The sequence below is a fragment of the Arthrobacter sp. zg-Y20 genome (genome assembly GCF_030142075.1).
Lineage (GTDB): Bacteria > Actinomycetota > Actinomycetes > Actinomycetales > Micrococcaceae > Arthrobacter_B.
Genome location: NZ_CP126241.1, coordinates 1826626 through 1850914 on the forward strand (window position 1 = coordinate 1826626; position 24289 = coordinate 1850914).

General features: G+C 65.9%; 18 protein-coding genes. 11 read left to right on the forward strand and 7 right to left on the reverse strand.

The features are described from left to right. The first annotated feature begins 15 nt into the window (after positions 1-15). On the forward strand, positions 16-1122 hold the full coding sequence (locus QNO06_RS08805; protein ID WP_227911265.1) for a glycosyltransferase family protein: 1107 nt from the start codon (positions 16-18) through the stop codon (positions 1120-1122). Positions 1123-1161: 39 nt separating this feature from the next. Here QNO06_RS08805 and QNO06_RS08810 read toward each other — a convergent pair whose 3' ends face one another. Next, entirely contained in the window at positions 1162-3453 is a 2292-nt protein-coding gene (locus tag QNO06_RS08810; RefSeq protein WP_227911266.1) for a glycoside hydrolase family 3 C-terminal domain-containing protein, read from the reverse strand. Between the two features lie 165 nt (positions 3454-3618). Between QNO06_RS08810 and QNO06_RS08815 the strand changes: the two genes are divergently transcribed. After that, the gene (locus QNO06_RS08815; RefSeq protein ID WP_227911267.1) at positions 3619-5277 is read left to right on the forward strand and encodes an ABC1 kinase family protein; all 1659 of its coding nucleotides are present in this window, start codon (positions 3619-3621) and stop codon (positions 5275-5277) included. Positions 5278-5287: 10 nt separating this feature from the next. On the opposite strand, the gene QNO06_RS08820 is transcribed toward QNO06_RS08815, so the two are convergent. Further along, positions 5288-6643 carry an MFS transporter gene (locus QNO06_RS08820; protein ID WP_227911268.1) on the reverse strand — a complete coding sequence of 452 codons (1356 nt, stop codon included), beginning with the start codon at positions 6641-6643 and terminating at the stop codon, positions 5288-5290. A 238-nt stretch (positions 6644-6881) separates the two neighbouring features. On the opposite strand from QNO06_RS08820, the gene QNO06_RS08825 reads away from it, so the two are divergent. The 3 genes from QNO06_RS08825 to QNO06_RS08835 are packed head-to-tail and all read left to right on the forward strand — an operon-like array spanning position 6882 to position 10398. Then, the gene (locus tag QNO06_RS08825) at positions 6882-7754 is read left to right on the forward strand and encodes a shikimate dehydrogenase (protein ID WP_227911269.1); all 873 of its coding nucleotides are present in this window, start codon (positions 6882-6884) and stop codon (positions 7752-7754) included. Positions 7755-7774: 20 nt separating this feature from the next. Beyond that, positions 7775-9631: a bifunctional sugar phosphate isomerase/epimerase/4-hydroxyphenylpyruvate dioxygenase family protein gene (locus tag QNO06_RS08830; protein ID WP_227911270.1), complete on the forward strand. Its 1857-nt coding sequence runs from the start codon at positions 7775-7777 to the stop codon at positions 9629-9631. 2 nt (positions 9632-9633) lie between these two features. Then, positions 9634-10398, forward strand: coding sequence for an IclR family transcriptional regulator domain-containing protein (locus tag QNO06_RS08835; protein WP_227911272.1), 765 nt, complete (start codon positions 9634-9636; stop codon positions 10396-10398). Positions 10399-10411: 13 nt separating this feature from the next. Here QNO06_RS08835 and glsA read toward each other — a convergent pair whose 3' ends face one another. Genes glsA through gad form a run of 3 tightly spaced genes read right to left on the reverse strand, consistent with a single transcriptional unit; the run spans position 10412 to position 14511 of the window. Then, positions 10412-11362 carry a glutaminase A gene (gene glsA / locus QNO06_RS08840; protein WP_227911273.1) on the reverse strand — a complete coding sequence of 317 codons (951 nt, stop codon included), beginning with the start codon at positions 11360-11362 and terminating at the stop codon, positions 10412-10414. Beyond that, positions 11359-13113, reverse strand: coding sequence for a glutamine/gamma-aminobutyrate antiporter GadC (gene gadC / locus QNO06_RS08845; protein WP_227911274.1), 1755 nt, complete (start codon positions 13111-13113; stop codon positions 11359-11361). The genes glsA and gadC overlap by 4 nt, the downstream gene beginning before the upstream one ends. 18 nt (positions 13114-13131) lie before the next feature. Continuing rightward, positions 13132-14511: a glutamate decarboxylase gene (gad, locus tag QNO06_RS08850; protein ID WP_227911275.1), complete on the reverse strand. Its 1380-nt coding sequence runs from the start codon at positions 14509-14511 to the stop codon at positions 13132-13134. A gap of 330 nt (positions 14512-14841) precedes the next feature. Here gad and QNO06_RS08855 point away from each other — a divergent pair, with 330 nt between their 5' ends. The 4 genes from QNO06_RS08855 (at position 14842) to QNO06_RS08870 (ending at position 19021) form a co-directional block, all read left to right on the forward strand. After that, positions 14842-15252, forward strand: coding sequence for an Hsp20/alpha crystallin family protein (locus QNO06_RS08855; protein WP_227911276.1), 411 nt, complete (start codon positions 14842-14844; stop codon positions 15250-15252). A gap of 34 nt (positions 15253-15286) precedes the next feature. Beyond that, positions 15287-17290: an MFS transporter gene (locus QNO06_RS08860; RefSeq protein ID WP_227911277.1), complete on the forward strand. Its 2004-nt coding sequence runs from the start codon at positions 15287-15289 to the stop codon at positions 17288-17290. A gap of 187 nt (positions 17291-17477) precedes the next feature. Beyond that, the gene (locus QNO06_RS08865; RefSeq protein WP_284014703.1) at positions 17478-18782 is read left to right on the forward strand and encodes an inorganic phosphate transporter; all 1305 of its coding nucleotides are present in this window, start codon (positions 17478-17480) and stop codon (positions 18780-18782) included. Next, complete coding sequence (locus tag QNO06_RS08870) at positions 18779-19021, forward strand: hypothetical protein (protein ID WP_227911279.1); 243 nt, start codon at positions 18779-18781, stop codon at positions 19019-19021. Before QNO06_RS08865 ends, QNO06_RS08870 begins: the two co-directional genes overlap by 4 nt. 106 nt (positions 19022-19127) lie before the next feature. On the opposite strand, the gene QNO06_RS08875 is transcribed toward QNO06_RS08870, so the two are convergent. Continuing rightward, on the reverse strand, positions 19128-20204 hold the full coding sequence (locus tag QNO06_RS08875) for an alkene reductase (protein WP_227911578.1): 1077 nt from the start codon (positions 20202-20204) through the stop codon (positions 19128-19130). A gap of 166 nt (positions 20205-20370) precedes the next feature. On the opposite strand from QNO06_RS08875, the gene QNO06_RS08880 reads away from it, so the two are divergent. Then, positions 20371-20949, forward strand: a complete 579-nt coding sequence (locus tag QNO06_RS08880; protein ID WP_227911295.1) for a dihydrofolate reductase family protein — start codon at positions 20371-20373, stop codon at positions 20947-20949. Here the strand turns inward: QNO06_RS08880 and QNO06_RS08885 are convergent. Continuing rightward, positions 20946-21434, reverse strand: coding sequence for a hotdog fold thioesterase (locus QNO06_RS08885; RefSeq protein ID WP_227911296.1), 489 nt, complete (start codon positions 21432-21434; stop codon positions 20946-20948). The two genes, QNO06_RS08880 and QNO06_RS08885, sit on opposite strands and share 4 nt — an antisense overlap. 19 nt (positions 21435-21453) lie before the next feature. On the opposite strand from QNO06_RS08885, the gene polA reads away from it, so the two are divergent. Beyond that, positions 21454-24264: a DNA polymerase I gene (gene polA, locus QNO06_RS08890; RefSeq protein ID WP_442860127.1), complete on the forward strand. Its 2811-nt coding sequence runs from the start codon at positions 21454-21456 to the stop codon at positions 24262-24264. The last annotated feature ends 25 nt before the right edge of the window (positions 24265-24289 follow it).

Consider the following 24289-nt stretch of genomic DNA (forward strand, 5'->3'; position numbering starts at 1 on the left):
CGGGAGTAAGTACATATGAGCGCAGCTGGGGATTCGATCATCAGGGTGGCTTCGGTGCCGCACAGCCAGGTCTACATCCGGCACACAGACGCCGTCCCCGGCGAGCCGGGCAGCGTGGTTCGGCTGCCGGACCCGGATCCCCGCAACCCGGGCCAGTCCACTGAAGCCAAGTGGTGGCCGCCGGTCATGCTCGACGCTGGCTGGATCCGGGAGAACGCCGGCAGCTTTGACCTCATGCACATCCACTTCGGCTTCGATGCCATCACGCCGGAGGACCTGCGCGCCGTCACGGAAGAACTGAAAGCCCAGGGCAAGCCGCAGGTCTACACGGTCCACGACCTCCGCAACCCGCACCACCTCACGCCGGATGCGCATAACGCGCAGCTGGATGTCCTCATCCGCGCGGCCGATGAACTGATTACCCTCACCCCGGGCGCTGCCGCCGAAGTTGAACGCCGGTGGGGGCGCGCCCCGCACGTGCTGCCGCACCCGCATGTGGTGGACCTGGACGAATTGGAACGCCGGCAGGCCCGCCGTCTCGCCGAGACGCCGCGGAATGAATTCCGGGTGGGAGTGCACCTGAAGAGCCTGCGCCCGAACATGATGGAGGGCGCCGTCCTGCCGTCCCTGCTCGACGCCGTGGAGGCGCTGCCCGGGGCGGTCCTGCAGGTCAACGGACATCCGGACATCCTGACGCCGGAGGGGGACAAATACCGTCCCGAACTGTACCGCTGGCTCACCGAGGCGGCCGACGCCGGCCGACTGGAACTGCAGGTCCGGGATTATTTCGACGAACCGCAGCTCTGGGACTACCTCTCGGGCCTGGACGTGTCCGTGCTGCCGTACCGCTTCGGAACCCATTCGGGCTGGCTGGAGGCATGCACTGACCTGGGCACCAGCGTGCTGGCCCCGTCCTGCGGCTTCTACGCACAGCAACGGCTATCGGTTACCGAGTTCGTGCACAACGAAGAAGGCCTGGACGCGCAGTCGCTGGCCAACGCCCTCAAGCAGCTCCACGGCAACCGGCCCTGGCCCGGGCTGACCCGGGAAGAGCGGACAGCCGAACGCCGCCGGGTGGCCGCAGCGCACGAAGCGATCTACCGCTCGCTCCTGGACAGGTAGCCCCGGCAGCCCCGGCCGGACCGGCTGGTCCGCCCGGGGCTATCGGCCCGACGCCAGTGCCTGCTCCAAACTGGCGAGCACCTCCGGCGTCAGCGGGCTGCCCGGAAACCGGGCCAGCCGCCGCAGCGGGAGCGAACCCATCATCGCCAGCGCACCGGCGAGCCCGGAAGGACCGGCGTCCCCGGCGCCCGCCCCGCCCATTCCGCCCAGCAGCTGGCGGCCCTGCGGATCCGCCAACCACTCCGACACTGTCGAGTTCAGCGTGAGCGGGTGCCGTTCCCCGGTACTGCCGGCACCGGGCAGCTCCACGGTGCCGGTCAGCCGGATATCCCGCGAGGAGGAGCCGACGTCGATCCGGCATTCTCCGGCGTCGGTGACCCAGTGGTGAGCGGCAGTGTCATATCGTGCCAGGGCCGTCAGCGGCAAGGTGAAAAGCACCGTATCGGACGCCCCCGCTTCCAGGAACACCTTGCTGAAGGCCCGCAGCTGCCGCGGCGCGGTTCCAGATGCAGGAGCCGGAGCGCCGGAGTACACCTGCACCACCTCGGCCCCGGCCCGCGCCCCGGCGTTGGTAACCGTGAGTTCCACCGTGAGCAGCGGTCCGGCTTCCGAATCGGTGGTCCGCACCGTGAGGGAACTGTAGGCGAAGCTGGTGTAGGACAGCCCGTGGCCGAAGCAGTATGCCGGTGCCACGGCGCGGGCGTCGTACCAGCGGTAACCCACGAGCAGGCCTTCGCCGTAACGCACGGTGCCGGCCTCGCCGGGGTAATTGCCAAAGGCGGGAGTGTCCTCGATCCGGTGCGGAAAGGTTTCCGCCAGTTTCCCGGAGGGGTTCACGTCCCCCAGCAGTACATCCGCCACTGCTTCACCGCAGGCCTGGCCCGGAAGCCATGCCTCCAGCACCGCTGGTACCCGCTCGCTCCATTCGGTTTCGACTGCGCCTCCGTTGAACAGCACCACCACCGTCCAGGGGTTCGCCGCCTGAACTGCCCGCAGGGTGTCCAGTTGGCTGGCTGGCAGGCCGAGGTCCGGACGGTCAAAGCCCTCCGACTCCCGGTCCTCGGGCAGGCCGAGGAAAAACACCACCGCATCGGCCGCGGCCGCGGCCGTTTCGGCTTCGGCCACCAGCGCCTCGTCCGGTGTCCCGTCCAGCCGGTACCCGGGCGCGAACACCGCTGCCGCTGTCCGTTCGGCCAGGACATCCAGGGGAATGCTGACCTGCGTGGGCGTGACCTGCGAGGACCCTGCGCCCTGGTAACGCGGAGTCCGGGCCAGTTCGCCCACCACCGCCAGCCGGAGGTCCGGGGAGAAGGGGAGGATCCCGCCGTCGTTCTTCAACAACACCATGGACTCCGCCGCGGCCCGGCGGGCGAGCTGGTGGTGTGCTGCCGGATCCACCGGTTCACGCACTGGTCCAGCGGTGTGTGCGCCCAGCTGCACCAGCCGTGCCACGGCGGTGTCCACCATGTCCCGGCTTATCGTCCCGGCGTCAAGGCCGGCCTGCAGTTCGGCTGTTCCCAACCCGTTGCTGGCCGGCATCTCCAGATCCAGGCCGGCAGCGAGCGCCGCAGCTCGGTCGGTGACGGCGCCCCAGTCCGACATCACCAGACCGTCAAAACCCCACTCGCCGCGCAGCACCGTGTCCAGCAGCCAGGCGTTCTCCGCGGCGTGGATGCCGTTGACCTTGTTGTACGCGGCCATCAGGGTCCATGGTCGGGCACTGCGTACTACTGTTTCGAAGGCGCGCAGGTAGATCTCACGCAGGGTGCGCTCATCCACTGCCGCGTCGATCCGCATCCGCTCCGCTTCCTGGTTGTTGGCGGCGAAATGCTTGGGGCAGGCGCCCACTCCCACGGCCTGCACCGCACGGATCCAAGCCGCACCGAGCAGCCCGGCCAGCAGGGGGTCTTCGGAAAAGTACTCGAAGTTGCGTCCGCACAGCGGCGTGCGTTTGATGTTCAGCCCCGGACCCAGGACCACGTCCACCCGGGCAGCTGCCGCCTCCCGCGCCGTCGCCGTGCCCAGCAGCGCCAGCAGCTCCGGATCCCAGGAACAGGCCGTGAGGCACTCGGCAGGGAAACAGGTGGCGGGCAGGGAATCACCAATCCCGGCTTCCGTCTCGCTGCGGGCACGGCGGATTCCGTGCGGGCCGTCGGAGAGCACCAGGGAACGGATGCCCGCAGCCGGGGCAGCTGCCGTTGTCCAAAAGGTTTCCCCGGAGAGCAGCAGGAGTTTCTCCTCGATGGGCAGGGACGCCGCAGGTCCGGGCAGTGGCCCGGGTACGGATGTGCGGGGATAGTCGCCGAGCGGTCCGGCTGCGGGGATTGGCATGTGCCGGAGTCTAGGACTCCGGTACGGTCCGCCGGAAGAGCACGAACGCGTTGGGGGGCCCGGGCCCGGGCATACACACGGGACCTGTGCGGAGGTTGGGCACGGCGGCTAGTGTTTCGGTATGCACCTGGCCGCAGAGCCGTGTCGGCGGATCGGAGCAGATCAATGATTAGCCATCTGGACCGGTACCGGCAGATCGCCGAGATACTCTCCCGGAACGGTTTGGGGTTCCTGGTGTCTGCCATGGGATTGGAAGGCCGGCTCCCGTTCCGCCGGCAGCAGCCTCCAAATGAGGGCAGGCAGCGCCGGACCCGCCCGGAATACCTGCGCACCGCCTTGGAGGAACTGGGGCCCACCTACGTGAAGATAGGCCAGTTGCTCTCCACCCGCCCGGACCTGCTGCCGCCGGAGTACCAGGAGGAGCTCGCCAAACTGCAGGACGACGCCGTGCCGGTGCCGTGGCCGCGGATCCACGAGGAACTGCGGCAGGAGCTGGACGCGGACCCCCTGGAAGTTTTCGCGTCCTTTAACACCAGCGTCATGGCCAGTGCCTCCATCGGCCAGGTGTATGCCGCCTCCCTTCGGGACGGCACGCAGGTAGTGGTCAAAGTACGCCGGCCGGGAATCGCCGAGGAGGTGGCCCAGGACCTTGAGATCCTGCAGAACCTGGCGAATACGGCGAGCAAGCACTGGGAAGCCGCGCGCGACTATGACGTCACCGGGCTGATGGAGGAGTTCGCCTCCACCCTGCGCGGAGAACTGGACTACCTGCAGGAAGGACGCAACGCGGACCGGTTCCAGTTGAACTTCGAGAACAACGCGGCCATCACCATCCCGGTCATCTACTGGGACTACACCACCTCACGGGTGCTGACCATGGAGCGCATCAGCGGGACAAAGGTCACCGACACGGCCGCACTCGACGCAGCTGGCATAGACCGCCCGGCGCTCGCCCGCGCAGCTACTGCATGTGAGATGCAGATGGTTTTCGACGACGGTTTCTTCCATGCCGATCCGCATCCCGGGAACCTGTTCGTGGAGCCCGGCGGCAGTGTTGGATTGATCGACTTCGGCATGGTGGGGGAGGTGGATGAACGGCTGAGGAACCAGTTGTCCGGCCTGTTCGTGGGGATTGTCCGCCAGGATCCGGAACGAATGGCCAACGCGCTGGTGCGCATCAATGCCTCCGGGGTCCGGGTGGACCGGGTCAAGCTGCGGATGGACCTGGGTCCGCTGATCCGGATGTATTCGGGAAAGGACCTGCACACCGCACCGGTGGGCAACATCATCACCACCGGGCTGGGCATCCTGCGCACGCACCACATCCAGCTGCCCCGGGAAATGGCGCTCTTGCTGCGCATGCTGATCATGACCGAGGGGATGGGCGAAGTGCTGGACCCGGACTTCCGGCTGGGCCCGGTCCTGGGGCCGTATGCCCGGCGGATGGCCCGGCAGCAGCTGAACCCGGTGAACTACGCCCGGCGGCTGGGCCGGGCGGGTACAGAGGTCCTGGAACTGGGCGCAGAGCTGCCGGACCAGGTCCGCCGGCTGCTAAACACCCTGGACTTCGAGGGGATGGAGGTCCACATCCGGGCGGAGGAGCTGCTGCCGCTGGTGATCCGGCTGGAGCGCGTGGGCAACCGCATGGTCGCAGCCATTTTCGCCTCCGCCTTTATCCGCGGCGTGGGCGAGCTGGCCCTGGGGGATTCCTCCCGCTGGAAGTCCTGGCAGGCACCGCTGATGAGCGCAGGGCTGGCGTCCACGGGTGCGCTCGGCGGGTACATTGCCTGGACCTCCCGCCGGACGCGGCTCCGCGGCCTGTAGCCGAAGACGGTCAGGGAATCACGGGCTTCACCCTGGCGGGGCGGGCGGGATCTGCCGCAGGAACCTCGCCAAGCTTCGCCGTCGGAACGTGTGCGGTCTCCCTTGCAGTGAAGGCCGAGACGGCTGCGATGAGGCAGATCACCGCAGTGAAACCGCTGGTCACCAGCCAACCGCCCGGGTCCAGGCCGCCGAGCGCCGCAACGATGGACGGCGCAAAGCCAGCCATCAGGAAGCCGAGCTGGGTGCCGATGGCCAGCCCGGAGAAACGCACGTTGGCGCTGAACATTTCGCCGTAGAAGGAAGGCCACACGGCATTGGCCGCGGCGTAGCCGCAGGAGAACACCGCGATGGACAGGGCAAACTGCAGCAGCGTGTTCCCCGACTCCATGGACAGCAGGTAGAAGGGCATAATCACCGCACTGGACACGGCGCCATAGATAAAGACGGGCCGGCGGCCGATCCGGTCGGCCACCCGGCCGAAGAGCGGCTGTGTCAGCAGGGCGACGGCGTTGCCGGCCACCACCAGCCACAGCGTGATGTTCTCGTCGACGTCGCCCACTTCCGTGCCGTACTTGATGGCGAGGGTGCCGTACACCGTGGACACCGCAGCAATGAAGGCGCAGCAGATGACCCGAAGGACATCGCGCCAGTGGTTCTGCAGCAGTACGCCCACCGGCAGCTTGGCAAGTTCGTTGCGTTCCTTGGCTTCGGTAAACGTAGGGGTTTCGTGCAGCGACCGGCGGATGAAGTACGTAACTATTACCACCACGGCGCTGAGCCAGAACGGAATGCGCCAGCCGATGCTGTATTTGATGTCATCGGGCAGCGAGACAACGGGGATAAAGACCATGGCGGCAAGGATCTGGCCACCCTGGGTACCGGTGAGGGTCCAGGAGGTAAAGAAGGAGCGGCGGTTGTCCGGTGCGTGTTCCAGGGTCATGGAGCTGGCGCCGGCCTGCTCGCCGGCGGCCGACAGCCCCTGCATCAGGCGGCAGAAAACCAGCAGGATCGGCGCCCACCAGCCGATGGTGCCAAAGTCCGGCAGGCAGCCGATCAGGAACGTCGAACCGCCCATGAGCAGCAGCGTGAACATCAGCACGCGCTGGCGTCCCACCCGGTCACCGAAGTGGCCCAGGATGACGGCGCCCACCGGGCGCGCCACGTAGGCGAAGCCGAAGGTGGCGAGCGACATCACGCTCGCCTGGGCGTCAGCGTCCGGGAAAAACACGCGGGGAAAAATCAGGGCGGCAGCTGAGCCGAAAATGAAGAAGTCGTAATACTCGACGGCGCTGCCCATAAAGCTGGCAGTCGCGGCTTTGCGCGGGGTCTTGCCCGGTGCTGATCCGGCGGGGGCGGATGCGTCCATTGCATCTCTCCTGACATGGGCGGAAGCGGTAGGGGAAGCTGTGCTGGAGGAGATTGTGTGGAACATTGTGCGGAACGTGTGCGGAACATTGTGCGGATAGCGCACGCCTGTGCATTATCCGTACACGTGAAGTAATGTAGCTCACAGCGAAGTCTCCGGCAAGGCGCAATCCCTTACACAGGGGATGCTCCGTCACGGCACGGAGACGGGTGAATCATGCAGCGGGAGGAGCTGGTCCATGAGCGGCACCAATGAAACATTCATTGTCGGACTGATCGGTGAAGGCATCACCGCCTCGCTCACGCCGCCCATGCATGAGCGCGAAGCCGCCCACCAGGGACTGCGCTATATCTACCGCCCCATCGACCTCCTGACGCTGGGGCGGCCCGGCACCGATGTCGGCGAGGTGCTGCGTTGGGGCCGGGACCTGGGCTTCAACGCCTTCAATGTCACCCATCCCTGCAAGCAGCTGGTCCTGGCCGAGCTGGATGACGTCTCCGACGACGCCGCCCGGCTGGGCGCCGTCAATACCGTGCTGATTCGGAACAGCCGGTTCATCGGGCACAACACCGATTTCTCCGGTTTCGGCAGTGCCCTGGCGGATGGCCTGCCGGACGCCGAGCTGGACTCGGCAGTGCAGCTGGGCGCCGGCGGCGCCGGCGCCGCCGTGGCCTACGCACTGCTGAGCGCCGGAACCCGCCGGCTCACCATCCTGGACCTGGAGCCGACACGGGCCGCGGACCGGGCAGCGGCCCTCACACATCTGTTTCCCGGCCGGCAGATCACCTCCGGCACGCCCGGGGACCTGCCCGCCGCGCTCCCCGGGGCGGACGGACTGGTGCACGCCACTCCGCTGGGAATGCACTCCCATCCCGGCCTCGCCGTCGACCTGGACCTGCTGGACTCCTCCCAGTGGGTGGCGGACGTGGTCTACCGCCCGGTGGACACGGAACTCGTCCGCGGCGCACGGGCCAAGGGCTGCCGGGTACTGGACGGCGGCCGGATGGCCGTGGGGCAGGCCGTGGACGCGTTCGAACTCATCACAGGCATCCGGCCGGACCCCGTCCGGATGCACGCCCATCTGACGGAACTCATCAGCCAGGGCCGCTGAGGCCGGGAACCGGAGCACCCATGCGCACCTCTATCGCCACCGTCTGCCTCAGCGGCAGCCTCGAAGCGAAAATGCGGGCCTGCGCTGCGGCCGGCTTTGACGGCGTCGAAATCTTCGAACCGGACCTGGTGGTTTCTCCCTCCACCCCGGAACAGATCCGCGCGCTGGCCGGCAGCCTCGGCCTCAGCCTGGACCTCTACCAGCCCTTCCGCGATTTCGAGGGCGTGGGTGGTGAGGAACTGGCGGCGAACATGGTGCGGGCCCGGGCCAAGTTCGAGCTGATGAACCGGCTGGGTATTGAGACCATGCTGCTGTGCAGCAACGCGGGCACGGCAACCGTTAACGACGACGCGGTGGCTGCCGGCCAGTTAAGCCGCCTCGGAGACCTTGCCGCCGGGTACGGTGTGAAGGTGGCCTATGAGGCCCTGGCCTGGGGCCGCTACGTCAACGATTTCGAGCACGCCCAGCGCATAGTGGATTTGGCCCGGCATCCGAACATCGGCACCTGCCTGGACAGCTTCCACATCCTCTCCCGCGGCTGGGACCCGGGAGCCATCGAAAAAATCCCGGCAGAGAAGATCTTCTTCGTCCAGCTGGCAGACGCCCCCAAACTGTCCCTGGACGTCCTGTCCTGGAGCCGGCACTACCGGGTTTTCCCCGGCCAGGGCGCTTTTGACCTGGTGGGCTTTATGGCGCATCTGGTCCGCACCGGCTACGACGGACCGGTCTCGCTGGAGATCTTCAATGACGTGTTCCGGCAGACGGCCGAGGAACGCACCGCCGTGGACGCCATGCGTTCGCTGACCTTGCTTCAGGAACGCACCGCCGCCCGTCTGGCTGCGGACGACAGCGCGGCACGCTATCCGATGTCCCTGGCGGCCCTGCCGCCGGTGGCCGAACCCAGCGGCTTCAGCTTCGCCGAGGTCAAGGCGGAGCACCCGGAGACCGTATCCAGCTTGCTCCGTCAGCTCGGCTTCGAATTCGGCGGCCGGCACCGAACCAAACACGCGCAGCTGTGGACCCAGGGCCAGGCGAGGGTCATCATCAACGGTGCCAGCGCCCTGGAACCGGGCATCTCCGCCCTCGGCCTGGACGTGCAGGATCCGCTGGCCGCCGCCTCGCGTGCCGTGCAGCTGCGCACCCGACGGGTGCCGCGCGAAACCCAGGCGGATGAGCAGGTGCTCCAGGCCGTGTACGCGCCCGACGGCACGGAAGTCTTCCTCTGCGAGGCCACCGCGGACGGTACGGCCGCCTGGGCGGGGGAGTTCAGCCGCGAACCGGGCACCGGCACCGGGACAGAACCGCTGGTCACCGCCATCGACCACATCAACCTGTCCCAGCCGTGGCAGCATTTTGACGAAGCCGTACTTTTCTACGAAGCCACCCTTTCCCTCTCGGCTGCCGCTGCGCAGGAGGTCCCGAGCCCGATGGGCCTGGTCCGGAGCCAGGTGATGCGCAGCACCGCCGGCGGGGTGCGGCTGGCCCTGAACATCGCCCCGCTCGCGGTCGAGTCCGAACCGGGCGGCTATCCCCAGCACATCGCATTCGCCTGCACCGACCTGGTCGCTGTTGCGCGGCAGGCCGCCGGCAGGGGATTGCGGTTCCTTCCCGTACCGGCGAACTACTATGAGGACCTCGCTGCCCGGTTCCGGCTGGAGCCGGACTTCCTGGCCGCGCTGCAGGAATTGAACCTGCTGTACGACCGAGACGGCGACGGCGAGTTCCTGCACTTCTACACGGCCACCGTGGGGAACGTGTTCTTCGAGGTGGTGGAGCGGCGGGGCCGTTATGACGGCTACGGCGCACCCAACGCTCCGGTCCGGCTGGCGTCGCAGTATTTGGCGGCCGAAGGCACGCTTGCACGGAAGGACGGCTGAGAATGGAGGACGGCTACTACGTCAAGTCTGTGGAGAAGGCCTTCGCCGTGCTCGGCGCCTTCAGCAAGGACGTCCCGGAACATACGGTCAGTTCGGCTGCGGCTGCGGCCGGCACCAGCCGGGCAGCGGCCCGGCGGTTCCTGCTGACCCTGCGGGACCTGGGGTATCTGGGCTATGACGGCACCGCTTTCCGGCTCGCTCCTCGGACCCTGGACATCGGCGCCTCCTTCCTGTCCCATCTTTCGCTGCCGCACGCCGCCGAACCGCACCTAAAGCAGCTGTCCGCAGATCTGGGCGAGACGACCTCGCTGTGCATCCTGGACGGCGGCGATGTCGTTTATGTTTCGCGGATCACTTCGCCGCGGTTGGTGCGGGTGGCGGTCAACGTTGGCACGCGTTTCCCGGCCTGGGCCACCTCCATGGGACGGGTGCTGCTGGCCGCACTGCCGGAAGCCGAGCAGGAGGAGTACTTCGCTGCGGTCCAGCTCATGCAGTACACGGCCGGCACGGTCGGCAGCGTTGCGGAACTGCAGCACGCAGTGCGGCGCGCGGGAACCGAAGGGTTCTCGCGCGTCGCGGACGAACTGGAAAACGGTCTGCGGGGCGTGGCGGTGCCGGTCCGCGGGGCCGACGGTTCAGTGGTCGCCGCAGCGAACGTGTCCCTGCAGCTCCACAGTTCCCCGGAGGAACGCATCGAAGAAACCGTGCTGCCGCACCTGCGGGCCGCCGCGGACCGGATCAGCAGGGACCTCGGCGGCCGCGCCTAGTGCAAGCAGCCGGTCAGTCGCTGTATTCGCTGGCCTTGTAGATGCTCAGCCCCAGTGCCTTGGCCACCTGCGCCACCGCGGCCTGGGCCTTCACGCTGTTGCCGGCCGGGTCCAGCGGCGGGGCGAAACCGGCAATGGCAAGTTTGCCGGGCATCACTGCCATGATGCCTCCGCCTACGCCGGACTTGCCAGGCAGACCCACTGTGTAGGCCCAGTCCCCGGATTTTGTGTACAGGCCTTCCATGGTCATTTCCGCCAGCATGGCCGGCACATGGGCCGCCTGTACCACCCGGTCCCCGGTCAAAGGGTTCTCACCGCGGTTGGCGATGGTGGCGCCCATCGCGGCCAGGTCCCGGGCAGTCACCAGGGTGGAGCACTGCCGGGTATAGACATCACAGGCCTGCATGGGGTCCGAGTACATGGTGCCGCCCGAATACAGCAGCCAGGCAATGGCCCGGTTGTGGAAGTTGGTGGACTGCTCCGACTCGTTCACCTCGTCGCTCAGCTTGATCTTCCGCCCGGCGAACGCGCTCTGGACCTGCAGGATGGCTTCCCAGCGGTCCTCGGCGTTGTCTCCGGGAATCAGCGACACGGTGGACATGGCTCCGGCGTTCACCAGCGGGGAGACCGGGGTGTCGCCGTGCAACGCCACCGAGATCACCGAGTTGAACGGTTCCCCGGTGGGATCCGCGCCCACTTTCTCCTGGAAGGTTTCCAGGCCCACCGCTTCCATTGCCCAGGCCATGGAGAACACCTTGGAGATGGACTCAAGGGCGAACTCGAAGCCGGTGTCACCGGCCTCGAACAGCTGCCCGTCCGCCGTCATCACACAGACGCCGAAAAGGTCAGGGTCCACCGAGGCGAGATACGGGATATAGCTGGCGTTCTTCCCGCCGGCGTCATCCTTGTGGTCCGCATACGCGGTTTTGACCGCGTCCGCTATGGCCGTTGCGTCGAGTTTCATACCGCTGTGCTCCCGCCTGTTCCGCCCCCGCGGGGCCGTGGAGTGGATGATGCCTTCCCGGTGGCCGAGGCCGCATGTTCACCTTCGTGGCCCGGTTGCTGCAGATGCTCGCCCGGATGCGGGGCCTTGGCATGCTCCCCGTGCCCGGTACCGGCGTCGTGGCTGAACGTGATGGGCGAACCGGAGGATTCCGCTTCTCGCGTCAACTGCTGCGTGGAGACACTGGACTCCGTGACCGTTCCCGGATGGGTGTGCTCGATCTGCCAGGTGAACGGCACAAACTCGCTGGCCGCATCCCGCCAGTGCGGCTTGCGGAAGGCGTAGATGACAAATGGCAGGATCACCATCAGCACGGCACCGCCCACCAGGATGCCTACATAGACCTCCGGAGATCCGACGGCAATCTGGTCCGGCGGGATAAAGCTGAAGACGAAGGCCATCAGTGCGCCCAGGAAGCCGACACCGGCAACAATCCACATCCCCGCATCACCACCGGGTACGCGGTAGGGCCGGGGCCGGTTGGGCTGGCTGTACCGCAGGTAGATGGCCGAGGCGAACATCAGCATGTACATGATCAGGTACAGGATCACTGTCAGCTGGCTCAGGATCTGGTACGCGGCCTGCACGGAGGGCAGGACCACGTAGATGAACCCGAGTCCGGTGACGACAAAAGCCTGGAAGAACAGGATGTGGGTGCCCATTCCGTGCTTGTTGGTGTGCTGCCAGAAGCGGGGGAGATACCCGGCTTTGGCTACGGCGAGCATACCGGTCGAGGGTCCGGCCACCCATGTGACCACCCCGGCCAGCACGCCGATCAGCAGCATGGCTGCAACTATCGGTCCGGCCCAGCCGATGCCGGCCCAGTCGAACATGTCGTTGTAGGAGGTCAGCAGGGACTGCGTCAGGTTGATGTCTGCCTGCGGCACAACAAATGCAATGGCCAAGGTGCCCAGCACAAAAATAATCACCGTACCGGCCGCTGCAATCAGTACCGCAATGGGATAGTCCCGTGTCGGATTCTTCACTTCCTTGACATGGATCGCGTTCATTTCCATGCCGGCGTAGAACAGGAAGATCGAGGCGGCGAGGACAACGTTGGAGAAGTTGCCGAAGTCCGGCCACAGTTCGCCCCAGCCCAGCTGGATCTGCGGGGTATTCCCGGCGAAGAAGTAGGAAAAGCCCAGCACAATCAAAATGATGGCAGGGATTATCGTGCCAATAATGCCGCCCCACTGACTCACCCGGGAAAACGCCTTGGCACCCCGGAACGCAATGAAGGTAGCCAGCCAGTACACCACCAGGACCACCGCCAGGACAAAGAATTTGTTGCCCGCCAGTTGTGCGTCCAGGTTCTGGCTGGTTCCGGTATAGGCCAGTGATACCGCGCCGAAAGTCAGCACCGTTGGGAACCAGATGGTGACCTCAATAAAGAGCATGAACATGGCCAGGAAAGCCCAGCGCGGACCGAAGGCCTCACCGACCCACCGGAACACACCGCCGGTTTCCGGCCATCCGGTGGCCAGCTCGGCGGCCACAATGGAGACCGGTACCAGGAAGACCACGGCGGCGAAAATGTAATAGAAAACCGAACTCAGCCCGTATTCCGCCTCGGATGGAAGTCCGCGGAGGCTAACCACGGCCACAATGTTCATTACCGCCAGGGCGCCGATGGTGATCTGCGCTTTTTGCTTGGCCGAGGCACTCGGGTCTTTCGTTGATGCAGTGGAATTTGCTGCCTTCGAATCACTCATTCCACCCACCTCCTGGGACTAGTGATGGAACCCGGGCTGCTCCGCTTCGCGGGGCATGGGCGCGTTCAGTTGATCCAGATAGGCCGTTTCGCGGCGGATATCGGTCAGCAGGTTCTCCGCCAAATCCATGCTCAAGCCGTTGCGGACAACAATGCGTTCCACGGTGAGGTTGGCGAGGTTGTCCGGCATGGGATATGCCGGGACCAGCCATCCCTTGGTGCGCAGGCGCTCGGCCAGGTCATACAGGTTCCACTTGTCCGTATGCCCCTCCTTCAGCCGCCAGGCAAACACGGGAATGTCCGATCCGTCGTTCCACAGTTCGAAGGGCCCCATCTGCGCTATTGCGCTGGACAGGTGCAGGGCAACGTCCTGGGAGGCCTGCTGGATCTTGGCGTAACCGTCCCGGCCCAGGCGGAGGAACAAGTAGAACTGCAGGACTACCTGCGCGCCCGGACGGGAGAAGTTCAGGGCGAAAGTCGGCATGTCTCCGCCGAGGTAGCTCACGTAGAAGATCAGGTCCTCCGGAAGCCACTGGCGCTCCCGCCACACCACCCAGCCCAGGCCGGGGTAGACCAGGCCGTATTTGTGCCCCGAGGTGCTGATGGAATGCACGCGCTCCAGCCGGAAGTCCCATTCCAGGTCCTGCTGGATGAACGGAGCAATCATGCCGCCGGAGGCTGCGTCCACATGGATGGCAACGTCCAACCCTGTGGAGGCATGGATTTCATCCAGTTTGGCGGCTATCTGCTTTACCGGTTCGTACATGCCGGTGTAGGTCACGCCCATGATGGCGACGACGCCGATGGTGTTCTCGTCGACGTACTTCTCCAGTTCGAAGCCGTCCAGGCACTTGTGCTCCTCGGAAATGGGGACCAGCCGGGATTCAATGTCGAAGTAGTTGCAGAATTTCTCCCAGCACACCTGTACCGCGGAACTCATCACGAGGTTCGGCTTTTCCGTGGACTTGCCCTCGCTGCGCCGCTTGTGCTGCCACAGCCGTTTTAATGCAAGGCCGCCCAGCATGCACGCCTCTGAGGAACCCACGGTCGAGGTGCCGATGGCGCCCTCCGGGTCGGGCGAGTGCCACAGGTCCGCAAGGATCCGCCAGCAGTTCTGCTCAATCTGCGCGGTCTGCGGATACTCGTCCTTGTCGATCATGTTCTTGTCGAACGTCTCGCTGTATAGCCGGTTCGCGTAGTCGTCCATCCAGGTGCTCACGAACGTCGCCAGGTTCAGGCGCGCATTGCCGTCGAGCATGGTCTCATCGTGCACAATCTGGTAGGCCGTTTCCGGCAGCATTTGCCCGTCATTCAATGTGAACTTGGGGGCGGATGTTTCCTCGCCCGGACGGGCGAAAATGGGATTAACGCTGACTCTGTCCGGTCTGTTCTGCGCCATTTTTGGAAGCCTCTCATCGACGGAATGCCGAACGGCATCGTGCCGTAGTGGACGGCGGTCGGGGTCCTCACAGGGCTGCGCACCAAAAAACTATACGCGGGGCCAAGACCCGTGACTAGGCTCCGGACCCCGGCCGGACCCGGCGGGCAAAGGGAATTCCGGGGACCCTTAATCCACGGGTTGGGAGCCGTTTCCACGGAGGTTTCCATTGAGCGCAGGAACCTTCCGGACGTAACCTTGCGGCACCGGCATTCCTCCCCGCCCGGCGGCAGGGCCGGAGCAAAACCGGCGCAACCTGCGGCGAATCCGGGCCATACACAGGAGATATCCATGGCTTCACTTGCAAGGCGCGAACGCTTCGAACTGCCCGACCAGGTCCGGAAATTCTTTGAGGGGGACTGGGAGGTCCCGGCCTTCCCCATCGAGGAGTACCAGGACGGGAACAGCATGGTGATCCGTGCCGAACTGCCCAACATCAACCCCGAGCAGGACTTGGACGTTACGGTCAGCGACGGGATGCTGCATATCAAGGGTGAGCGGCGCGAACAGACCGACCACAAGGGCCGCAACGGCTACCGCTCGGAGTTCCGGTACGGCTCGTTCACCCGGGAAGTTGCCCTGCCCAGCGGCGCCAGCCAGGACGACGTCACCGCCTCCTACAACGACGGCGTCCTTGAAGTCCGCGTCCCCGTTCCCGAGGTTGGTCCCTCCTCCAAGAAGGTGCCTATCTCGCGCGGTTAGTTCCGCCGCCGGAAGCCCAACCGGAAGGACCGGTATGACCACGCAGCCGGCACGGAATCGGCGAACGTACCCGGACTGGCTGGTCATTGCCGTCCTGGCCTGCGGCGGCATAGTGGTTTCACTGGAAAAGACCGCCGTGGTGCCGTTGCTGCCCGAATACCCGCGGGTCTTCGGGGTCAGCAGCGACGACGTCTCGTGGATGGTCACCGTAACGCTGCTGGCCGCGGCCGTGGCCACGCCCATCGTGTCGCGGCTGGCGGACATGTACGGCAAGCGCCGGATGCTGCTGCTGGCAATGGCCATGATGGTGGTCGGAGCCTTCACTGCCTCGATTGGCGGAACCTTCACCTGGGCGCTGGTGGGCCGGGGCCTGCAGGGCTTTTCCGGAGCGGTGATCCCGGTGGGAATCAGCATCCTGCGCGACGCGCTGCCGCAGAAGAAAATCGCGGGAGCCGTATCCCTGATGAGCGCCAGCTTCGGAATCGGCAGTGCCCTGGGGCTGCCGTTGTCCGGGTACATCTACGACCGGCTCGGATGGCAGGCAACGTTCTGGGTGGTGGGAATAATCGCCGCGCTGCTCATGGTGGCCGTGGTCGTTTTTGTTCCGGAGTCGCATGTGCGCACACCCGGCCGCTTCGATTACCTCGGCGCAGTGCTGCTCTCGGCGGGGATGACCGCGCTGTTGCTGGCCATTACCAAGGGCGGTGTCTGGGGCTGGACCAGTTATCCGGTGGTGGGCCTGTTCGCCGGTGCCGCCGTGTTCTTTGCCCTGTGGTTCCCGGCGGAGCTGCGCAACGGCCAGCCGCTGGTGGACCTCCGGACCTCTGCCCGCCGCCCCGTCCTGCTCACCAACATCGGGGCAGTACTGGTGGGCTTCTCCATGTACGCCAATATGCTCGTCACTACGCAGCAGCTCCAGCTGCCCCGGGAAACCGGCTTTGGATTCGGGCTGAGCGTGGTGGTGGCCGGCTTGACCATGATCCCGTCCGGGCTGGCCATGGTGGCGGCTGCACCCGTGTCGGCAAGGATCACCAACGGTTTCGGCGCCAAAACCACCATGGTGAGCGGCTGCGCGGTAATGGCAGCCGGCTACCTCTGGCGTGTTCTGTTTGTGGGTTCGGTGACCGAAATCATCACCGGGGCAGTGATCATATCGGTGGGAACAGCCATGGCCATGGCCGCCATGCCCACCCTGATCATGAGCAACGTACCGCTGACGGACACTGCCGCGGCCAACGGAGTCAACACACTGCTGCGTTCGGTGGGCACCTCCACCTGCAGCGCCGTGGTGGCCACCGTCCTGGCATCGCTGACGGTGAGCATCAGCGGTGCCGCCTTCCCCAGCTTGGACGCCTTCCGGACCGTTTTCGTCTGCGCCGGAATCGCGGCACTTGCGGCCACCGGAGTTTCCTGCCTGATCCCGCGCTCCCGCCGGCGCGAGGCCACCCACCCGGATCTGCACGCGGCACCGGGCCAGGTTCAGCCGCAGCGTGCAGACGCGAAACGGGAAATCATGGTCCACGGACGCATGCTCTCGGCGGCGGACGGCAAGCCTGTGCAGCGCGGCACCGTCACCGTGCTGGACGGCACCGGCCGCCCGGTGGACTGGGACCGCGCCGACGACGCCGGCACCTACAACGTGGTGCTGCCCGGGGACGGGGAGTACGTGCTCGTCGCCAACCATGCCCACTGGCGGCCGGTTTCAGAGGTGCTGGCCTTCCCCGGCTCGGCGGCGAACCATGACATCCACTTCCGCCAGCGGCTGACCCTCTCCGGGCGGATCGAGCATGCCGGCCGGCCGCTTGCCGGTGCCCTGGTCATCCTGGTCCGGCCGGGAGGCCAGCCGTCGGTGGCCGTGCGTTCCGACACTGCCGGGAACTACGAGCTGCCGCTGCCCGGGGCCGGCAGCTACATCCTCAGCATCGTGGAGCCCGACGGTGTGAACACGCATTCCCGGCGTGTCGTCCTGCCCGCTCCGGAGACGGACATCGACGTCGAACTTGGCGGCCGCGGGCCCCGGACCAGCCTGCGGATCTGAACCGAAGACCGCGGGTAGGTCCGCTCGGTGCAACCCGCGGGCGAGAGCAAGCGCACAACCCCCGCTTTGGTCCGCGCCTGCCCGAGCGCATACGATCAATCTGGCGTAAAGCGGGATTTCGGCAACACGTGCCGAAGCTGAACCCGCCACGCGGACTCTTTTCACTCGTCTTTAGTTAGGGTATGCGGTGGATCTCACCCTCATGGTCGCGCTGGTGATCGCGCTGGCTTTATTCTTCGACTTCACCAACGGATTTCATGACACCGCCAACGCGATGGCAACTCCCATCGCCACCGGCGCAATCAAACCGAAAACAGCAGTGGCCCTGGCGGCCGTGCTCAACCTGGTTGGCGCTTTCCTCTCCACCGAGGTAGCCAAAACCATCTCGCACGGCCTGATCCGCGAGGGCGACGGCGGAATCCAGATCACCCCGGTAATGATCTTCGCGGGCCTCATGGGTGCCGTGATCTGGAACCTGATCACCTGGCTCAAGGGACTGCCCAGCAGTTCTTCCCACGCCCTTTTCGGCGGGCTGATCGGTGCTGCGGTAGTGGGTGCCGGGTTCGGCTCGGTGGACTTCTCGGTGCTGGTCTCCAAGGTGGTCCTGCCGGCACTGATCGCTCCGGTTATCGCGGGCTTTGTGGCGTACCTCGCCACCAAGCTGGCCTACCGGATCACTCGCCGGCATGACCCGGACTCCGGTGAGAAGCTGCCCCGCAAGCGCGGCGGCTTCCGCTACGCACAGATTTTCTCCTCCTCCCTGGTGGCTCTGGCGCACGGCACCAACGATGCGCAGAAGACCATGGGCGTCATCACCCTGGTCCTGGTGGCCGACGGGCTGCAGACCCCCGGAACCGGCCCCCATTTCTGGGTGGTCGCGGCGTGTGCCGTTGCCATTGCTGCCGGTACCTATGCAGGCGGCTGGCGCATCATCCGGACCATGGGAACCGGCCTGACCGAGGTCAAGCCGGCCCAGGGCTTCGCTGCCGAAACCAGCACCGCAGCCGCCATCCTGGCCTCCTCCCACCTTGGCTTTGCCCTCTCCACGACCCAGGTTGCCTCCGGCTCCGTCATTGGTTCGGGCCTGGGCCGCAAGGGCGCGGTGGTCCGCTGGGGAACTGCCGGCCGGGTCGCCAGCGGCTGGCTGCTGACCCTCCCTGCAGCAGCGGTCATGGGTGCCGTCACCGCCGCCGTCGCCTCCATGGGAACAGCGGGCGTGGTCATCGACGCCGTCGTCGGGACGCTGGTTATCCTCGGCATCTTCCTGTGGTCCCGGCGGGACAAGGTGAGCCATGACAATGCCGTCAGCAACAGCGGTATTGAAAACGCCGGCGAAGTCGTGAGCATCAAGAAGCGCCGCGGCAAGGGCAAGAACAAGGGCGGCAAGAAGGCCAAGCAGGGCAAGAACCACGGCAAGGCCAAAAAGAGCTCCAAGGGCCGCAAGAACAAGAACGGCAAAAACACCCGCAAGGTCAAGGCAGGTTCCAAATGAACATCCACTGGCTGGACTACCTCGTGGTCTTCGGCGTCACACTGGTAGCCGCACTGATCGTCGTCGGCGTCTACTCCTTCGGAGTGCGGCTGTACGCCGTGTCCCAGGACGAAGCCACTGCTTCCACCCCGGGCAACCGCGTTGCCTTGGCGAAGGCCGGCGCGTTTGCGTGCTTCGGCGTGAGCGCCGTTGCAGTCCTGTACGGCATCTACCTGATTGTGCCGGCGATGCACGGTTAGCAACGTACAAAAGCGATACAACGCAGAAGGCCGGCAGGATCGTTGATCCTGCCGGCCTTCTGCGTTGCCGGGCCCGGTTCGGGTCCGAAACGTCAGTTCTGCGACGTCAGTTCTGCGACGCGGCGTCGCCCCCGGAGTAGAAGGGGTAGTCGGTGTAGCCCTCCGGGCCGAACGAGTAGAACGTCGTGGCGTCAGGGGTGTTCAGGGGCAGCCCCTCCTGCCAGCGGCGCACCAGGTCGGGATTGGCGATGGCCGGGCGGCCGACCACGACGGCGTCTGCGAGTCCGTCGGCAACCATGGCGATCGCTTCGTCACGGGTGGTGATGACGCCGAAGCCGGAGTTGAGGAACACCGGCCCGCCGAAGCGTGCACGAAGGGCCTGCACCAGCTCTCCGGCAGGGTCACGGTGCAGGATGCTGAGGTAGGCAAGGCCCAGCGGTGCAATGGCGTCCAGCAGGGCGCCGTGGGTGGCCAGCACGTCCGCCGGATCTGTCTCGAGCGCCCCCTGGACGTTGTGTTCGGGGGACAGGCGCAGGCCCACGCGGTCCGCCCCGATTTCGGCGGCCACGGCGGAAACCGTCTCGATGACAAACCGTGCCCGGTTCTCCGGGCTGCCGCCGTAACCGTCGGTGCGCTGGTTGGAGGCGGGGGAGAGGAACTCGTGCAGCAGGTAGCCGTTGGCCCCGTGCAGTTCGACTCCGTCAAAGCCCGCGTCAACTGCCGCACGCGAAGCGCGTACGAAGCCGGCGGTCACTTCCGCCAACTCTTCGGTTTCCAGTGCCCGCGGCACCTCGTACTGCTGCTTGCCGTCATAAGTGTGGGACAGGCCGTCCACCGCGATGGCGCTGGGGGCAACCAGTTCCAGCCCGCCGGTGGTGTTGGTGTGGCTTACGCGGCCGGCGTGCATGACCTGCGCAACGATCCGCCCGCCGGCGTCGTGCACCGCGTCGGTGACCTTCCGCCAGCCGTCCAACTGCTCCGGGTCCACCAGCCCCGGCTGGCCCGGGAAACCCTGGCCTTCGCGGCTGGGGTAGGTGCCTTCGCTGACAATCAGGCCCAGGGAGGCACGCTGCCGGTAATGCTCAACCATCATGGGTCCGGGGATACCGTCCCGGCCGGCGCGCTGGCGGGTCAGCGGTGCCATCACCAGGCGGTTGGACAGCTCAAGGCTGCCGGCAGTCATCGGGGAAAACAGGTTCAAAACGCAACTCTTCCTATAGTGCGCCGCTGCGCAGGCCACTTGGGGCGGCAGCGGCAATTCCAATCCATAGGCGGCAACCCCGAAGCGGGCGCCCGTATTCCGCAGGGCTGTCTTCCGCCCCGCATCCCGGCCTGGTTAGCATTGCCAGATGGTCCGGACCGTGTACTACGCCTCGGCCTCACTCGACGGCTTTGACGCCGCCGGACACAACCCGGCGGGGTTCAACTCCGCCGACTACCTGGCCGCAGGCTTCGACCCCTTTTCCCCGCATCCGACGGAAGCCGCCGGAACCGAAGTGCCATCCGCCGCAGGAGCCGTGGTGATGGGCGCAGGCACCTATGCACGGCTGCTGCGCCAGGTCCAGGAACACGGGCCTGCGGCATGGGACTGCCCGCAGGCACCGGTGTGGGTCTATACCCACCATGAGTTTCCCGGCATAAACGGCGCTGACGTGATGTTCGTGCGCGGCCCCGTCAGCGAGTTCGCCGCCGACATTGCCGATTCCGCCAATAACGCCGACGTGTGGCTGCGCGGGACAAACCTTGCCGCCCAGTACCTCCGGGAAGGCCTGTTGGATGAGCTGCACCTGACACTGCACCCGCTGCTGCTGGGCTCAGGGCAGGCTCTGCTGCCGGCCGCGGCGAATCAGCAGGTCCGTCTGCTCCGGTCAGAGCCTTCCGCGGACGGCAGCATGCGCCTGCACTACTCGTTCCTGCCCGGTGCCTAGCGGGACTCGCGGATCATGTTGGTGATCCGGGCGGTGGACAGGCGCCGGCCCTGCTCATCCGTCATCACTACTTCATGCGTGGTGAGGGTATTGCCCAGGTGCAGCGCGGTGGCCGTACCGGTGACCAGCCCCGAGGACACGGACCGGTGATGCGTGGCCCCTATTTCAATACCCACCGCGTGCCGGCCCGGGCCTGCGTGCATTCCGGCACCAAAGGAACCAAGGGTCTCAGCGAGGACCAGGTGCGCGCCGCCGTGCAGGATTCCGGCCACCTGTTCGTTGCCTTCCACCGGCATGGTGGCGACCAGGCGGTCCGGCGCCATTTCCAGGAACCGGATGCCCATCTTCACCACGAGCCGTCCGACACCGTGCGCGGCAAGCCAGTCGTGCAGCTCCTCCGGGACACCTGCGTCCAGGAGTTCCTGCCGGTGCGGGTTCGTGTGTGCCGCGGGGCCCCCCGGGCCCGGCGTGAAAATCTCGCTCATGGCAACTAGGCTTGCATTTGTGAGTGAATCTACCAAACTGGCCGGCACCCCCCTTAGCAACAGCGACACCGAAAACAGCGGCACCGAGGACAGCAGCACCAAAAGCAACGGCACGGACGCCGGCACTGCAGCGGTTCAGCTCGGGAACGTGAATGCCGGGGGACACAACCGGTTGCTGGTGATTGACGGTCACTCCATGGCTTTCCGGGCCTTCTACGCCCTCCCGGCCGAGAACTTCTCCACCGACACGGGCCAGCACACCAACGCGGTGTACGGATTCACCTCCATGTTGATCAACCTGATCAAAGAAGAGAAGCCCACCCACGTGGCGGTGGCCTTTGACCTGGACACGCCGACGTTCCGCTCCGAGGAGTACACCGAGTACAAGGGCGGCCGGAACAAGACGCCCGAGGAGTTCCACGGGCAGATTGACCTGATTATCAAGGTCATGGAGGCCATGCGCATTCCTACCCTTTCCATGGACGGCTACGAAGCGGACGACGTGCTTGCAACCCTCGCCACCAAGGCGTCGGCGCAGGACTGGGACGTGATGGTGGTCTCCGGTGACCGCGATGCCTTCCAACTGGTGGATGACCACGTCACCGTGTTCTACCCCAAGAAGGGGGTATCCGATCTGCCCCGGATGGATGCCGCGGCGGTCGAAGCGAAGTACCTGGTGCCGCCGGACAAGTACTCCGACCTTGCCGCGCTGGTGGGCGAGACAGCGGACAACCTGCCGGGCGTTCCCGGTGTTGGACCCAAGACGGCGGCAAAGTGGATTAAGCTCTACGGCGGCCTCGAGGGGATCCTCGAGAATTTGGACGCCATCAAGGGCAAGGTTGGCGATTCCCTGCGCGAGAACATCGAAGATGTTAAGCGGAACCGGCGCCTGAACCGGCTGCTGCGGGATCTGGACCTGCCCGTGGAGCTCGACGCGATGGCTGCCCGGCGCCCGGACCGGGAGGCCATCGAGGAACTCTTCGACGCACTGCAGTTCAACGCGCTGCGCAAGCGGCTCTTCGACGTTTACGGGGAAGAGGAAGGCGAGGCCAGCACCCATGCCGAAGTGGCTGCCCCCGAACACACTGTCCTGACGGACGCCGGTGCCCTGCAGGACTGGCTGCGGGCCACTAACCAGGCCCGCACCGCCGTGCAGCTTGTGACCGAAGGAGCGGCCGCGTCCCGCGACGTCGTCGGCATCGCCCTGGTGACCGACGCCTCCGCGGCCTATGTGCCGCTGACCGGGCTCGACGCCGAGGCCGAGCAGGTGCTCGCAGCATGGCTGGCGAACCTGGATGCTCCCAAGGTGGTTCACGATTTCAAGGAGGCCTACAAGTCACTGGCCGCCCGCGGGCTGCACCTGGCCGGGGAAGTGGATGACACCGCCATTTCCGGCTACCTGATCCAGCCGGACCGCCGCAGCTACGAACTGGCGGACCTGGCCCAGTACCACCTGAAGATGAACATTGTTCCGGCGGCAGCAGCGAGCAACCAGCTGGAACTGTCCCTGGGCGATGAAGATGCAGCCACGCCCGCCGTATCCAAGGCCTTCGCGGCACTGCGCCTGAGCGAGCACTTCGCCGGCCAGCTCGTGGAGCGCGGAGCCAACCAGCTGCTGGGCGGCCTGGAGCTGCCGCTGTCCGAGGTGCTGGCCGAAATGGAACTGGCCGGTATTGCCGTGTCCTCCGAGAAGCTGGACCGCCTGCTGGATGACTTCAGCGCCACCATCACGCACGCCAGCGACGAAGCCTTCCGGATCATCGGCAAGGAAATCAACCTCGGTTCGCCCAAGCAGCTGCAGGCGGTCCTCTTTGATGAACTGGGCCTGCCGAAGACCAAGAAAATCAAGACCGGCTACTCCACCGACGCAGACGCGCTGACGGACCTGATCGTCAAGACCGGGCACCCTTTCCTTGAGCAGCTCCTGGCCTTCCGAGACGCGTCCAAGCTGCGCTCCACCGTCGAGGGACTGCGCAAAGCCGTTGCCGACGACGGCCGCATCCACACCACGTACGCCCAAACGGTGGCGGCCACCGGACGCCTGTCCTCGGTGAACCCGAACCTGCAGAACATTCCGATCCGCTCGGAGGAGGGCCGCCGCATCCGCGAGGTGTTCGTGGTGGGCAACGGCTACGACTCGCTGCTTACCGCCGACTACTCGCAGATCGAAATGCGGATCATGGCCCACCTTTCCGGTGACGAAGGGCTGATTTCCGCCTTCCGTGCCGGCGAGGACCTGCACCGCTTTGTAGGCTCGCACGTGTTCAACGTGGCCCCCGAAGAAGTAACCAGCGCCATGCGTTCCAAGGTCAAGGCCATGTCTTACGGCCTGGTCTACGGGCTGAGCTCCTTCGGCCTGTCCAAGCAGCTGGCCATCCCGGTCGATGAAGCCCGGACCCTGATCCGGGACTACTTCGAACGCTTCGGAGCCGTGCGCGACTACCTGCGCGGCGTCGTCGAGCAGGCCCGCAAGGACGGCTTCACCTCCACCATCGAGGGGCGCCGGCGCTACCTGCCGGACCTTTCCAGCGACAACCGGCAGCTGCGCGAAATGGCTGAGCGTGCTGCCTTGAATGCCCCCATCCAGGGCTCCGCGGCGGACATCATCAAGAAGGCCATGCTGGGCGTGGACAGTGAACTCAAGGCCCAGGGCCTGAAATCCCGGATGCTGCTGCAGGTCCATGATGAACTGGTGCTCGAAGTCGCTCCCGGCGAGCGGGACGCGGTGGAAAAGCTGGTCCGCACGCAGATGGGCGCGGCGGCGGACCTGTCTGTGCCGCTGGATGTCTCGGTTGGTCAGGGCGTCAGCTGGCACGAAGCCGGCCACTAAGTACGCGGCGCCGCCGCTTCAACAC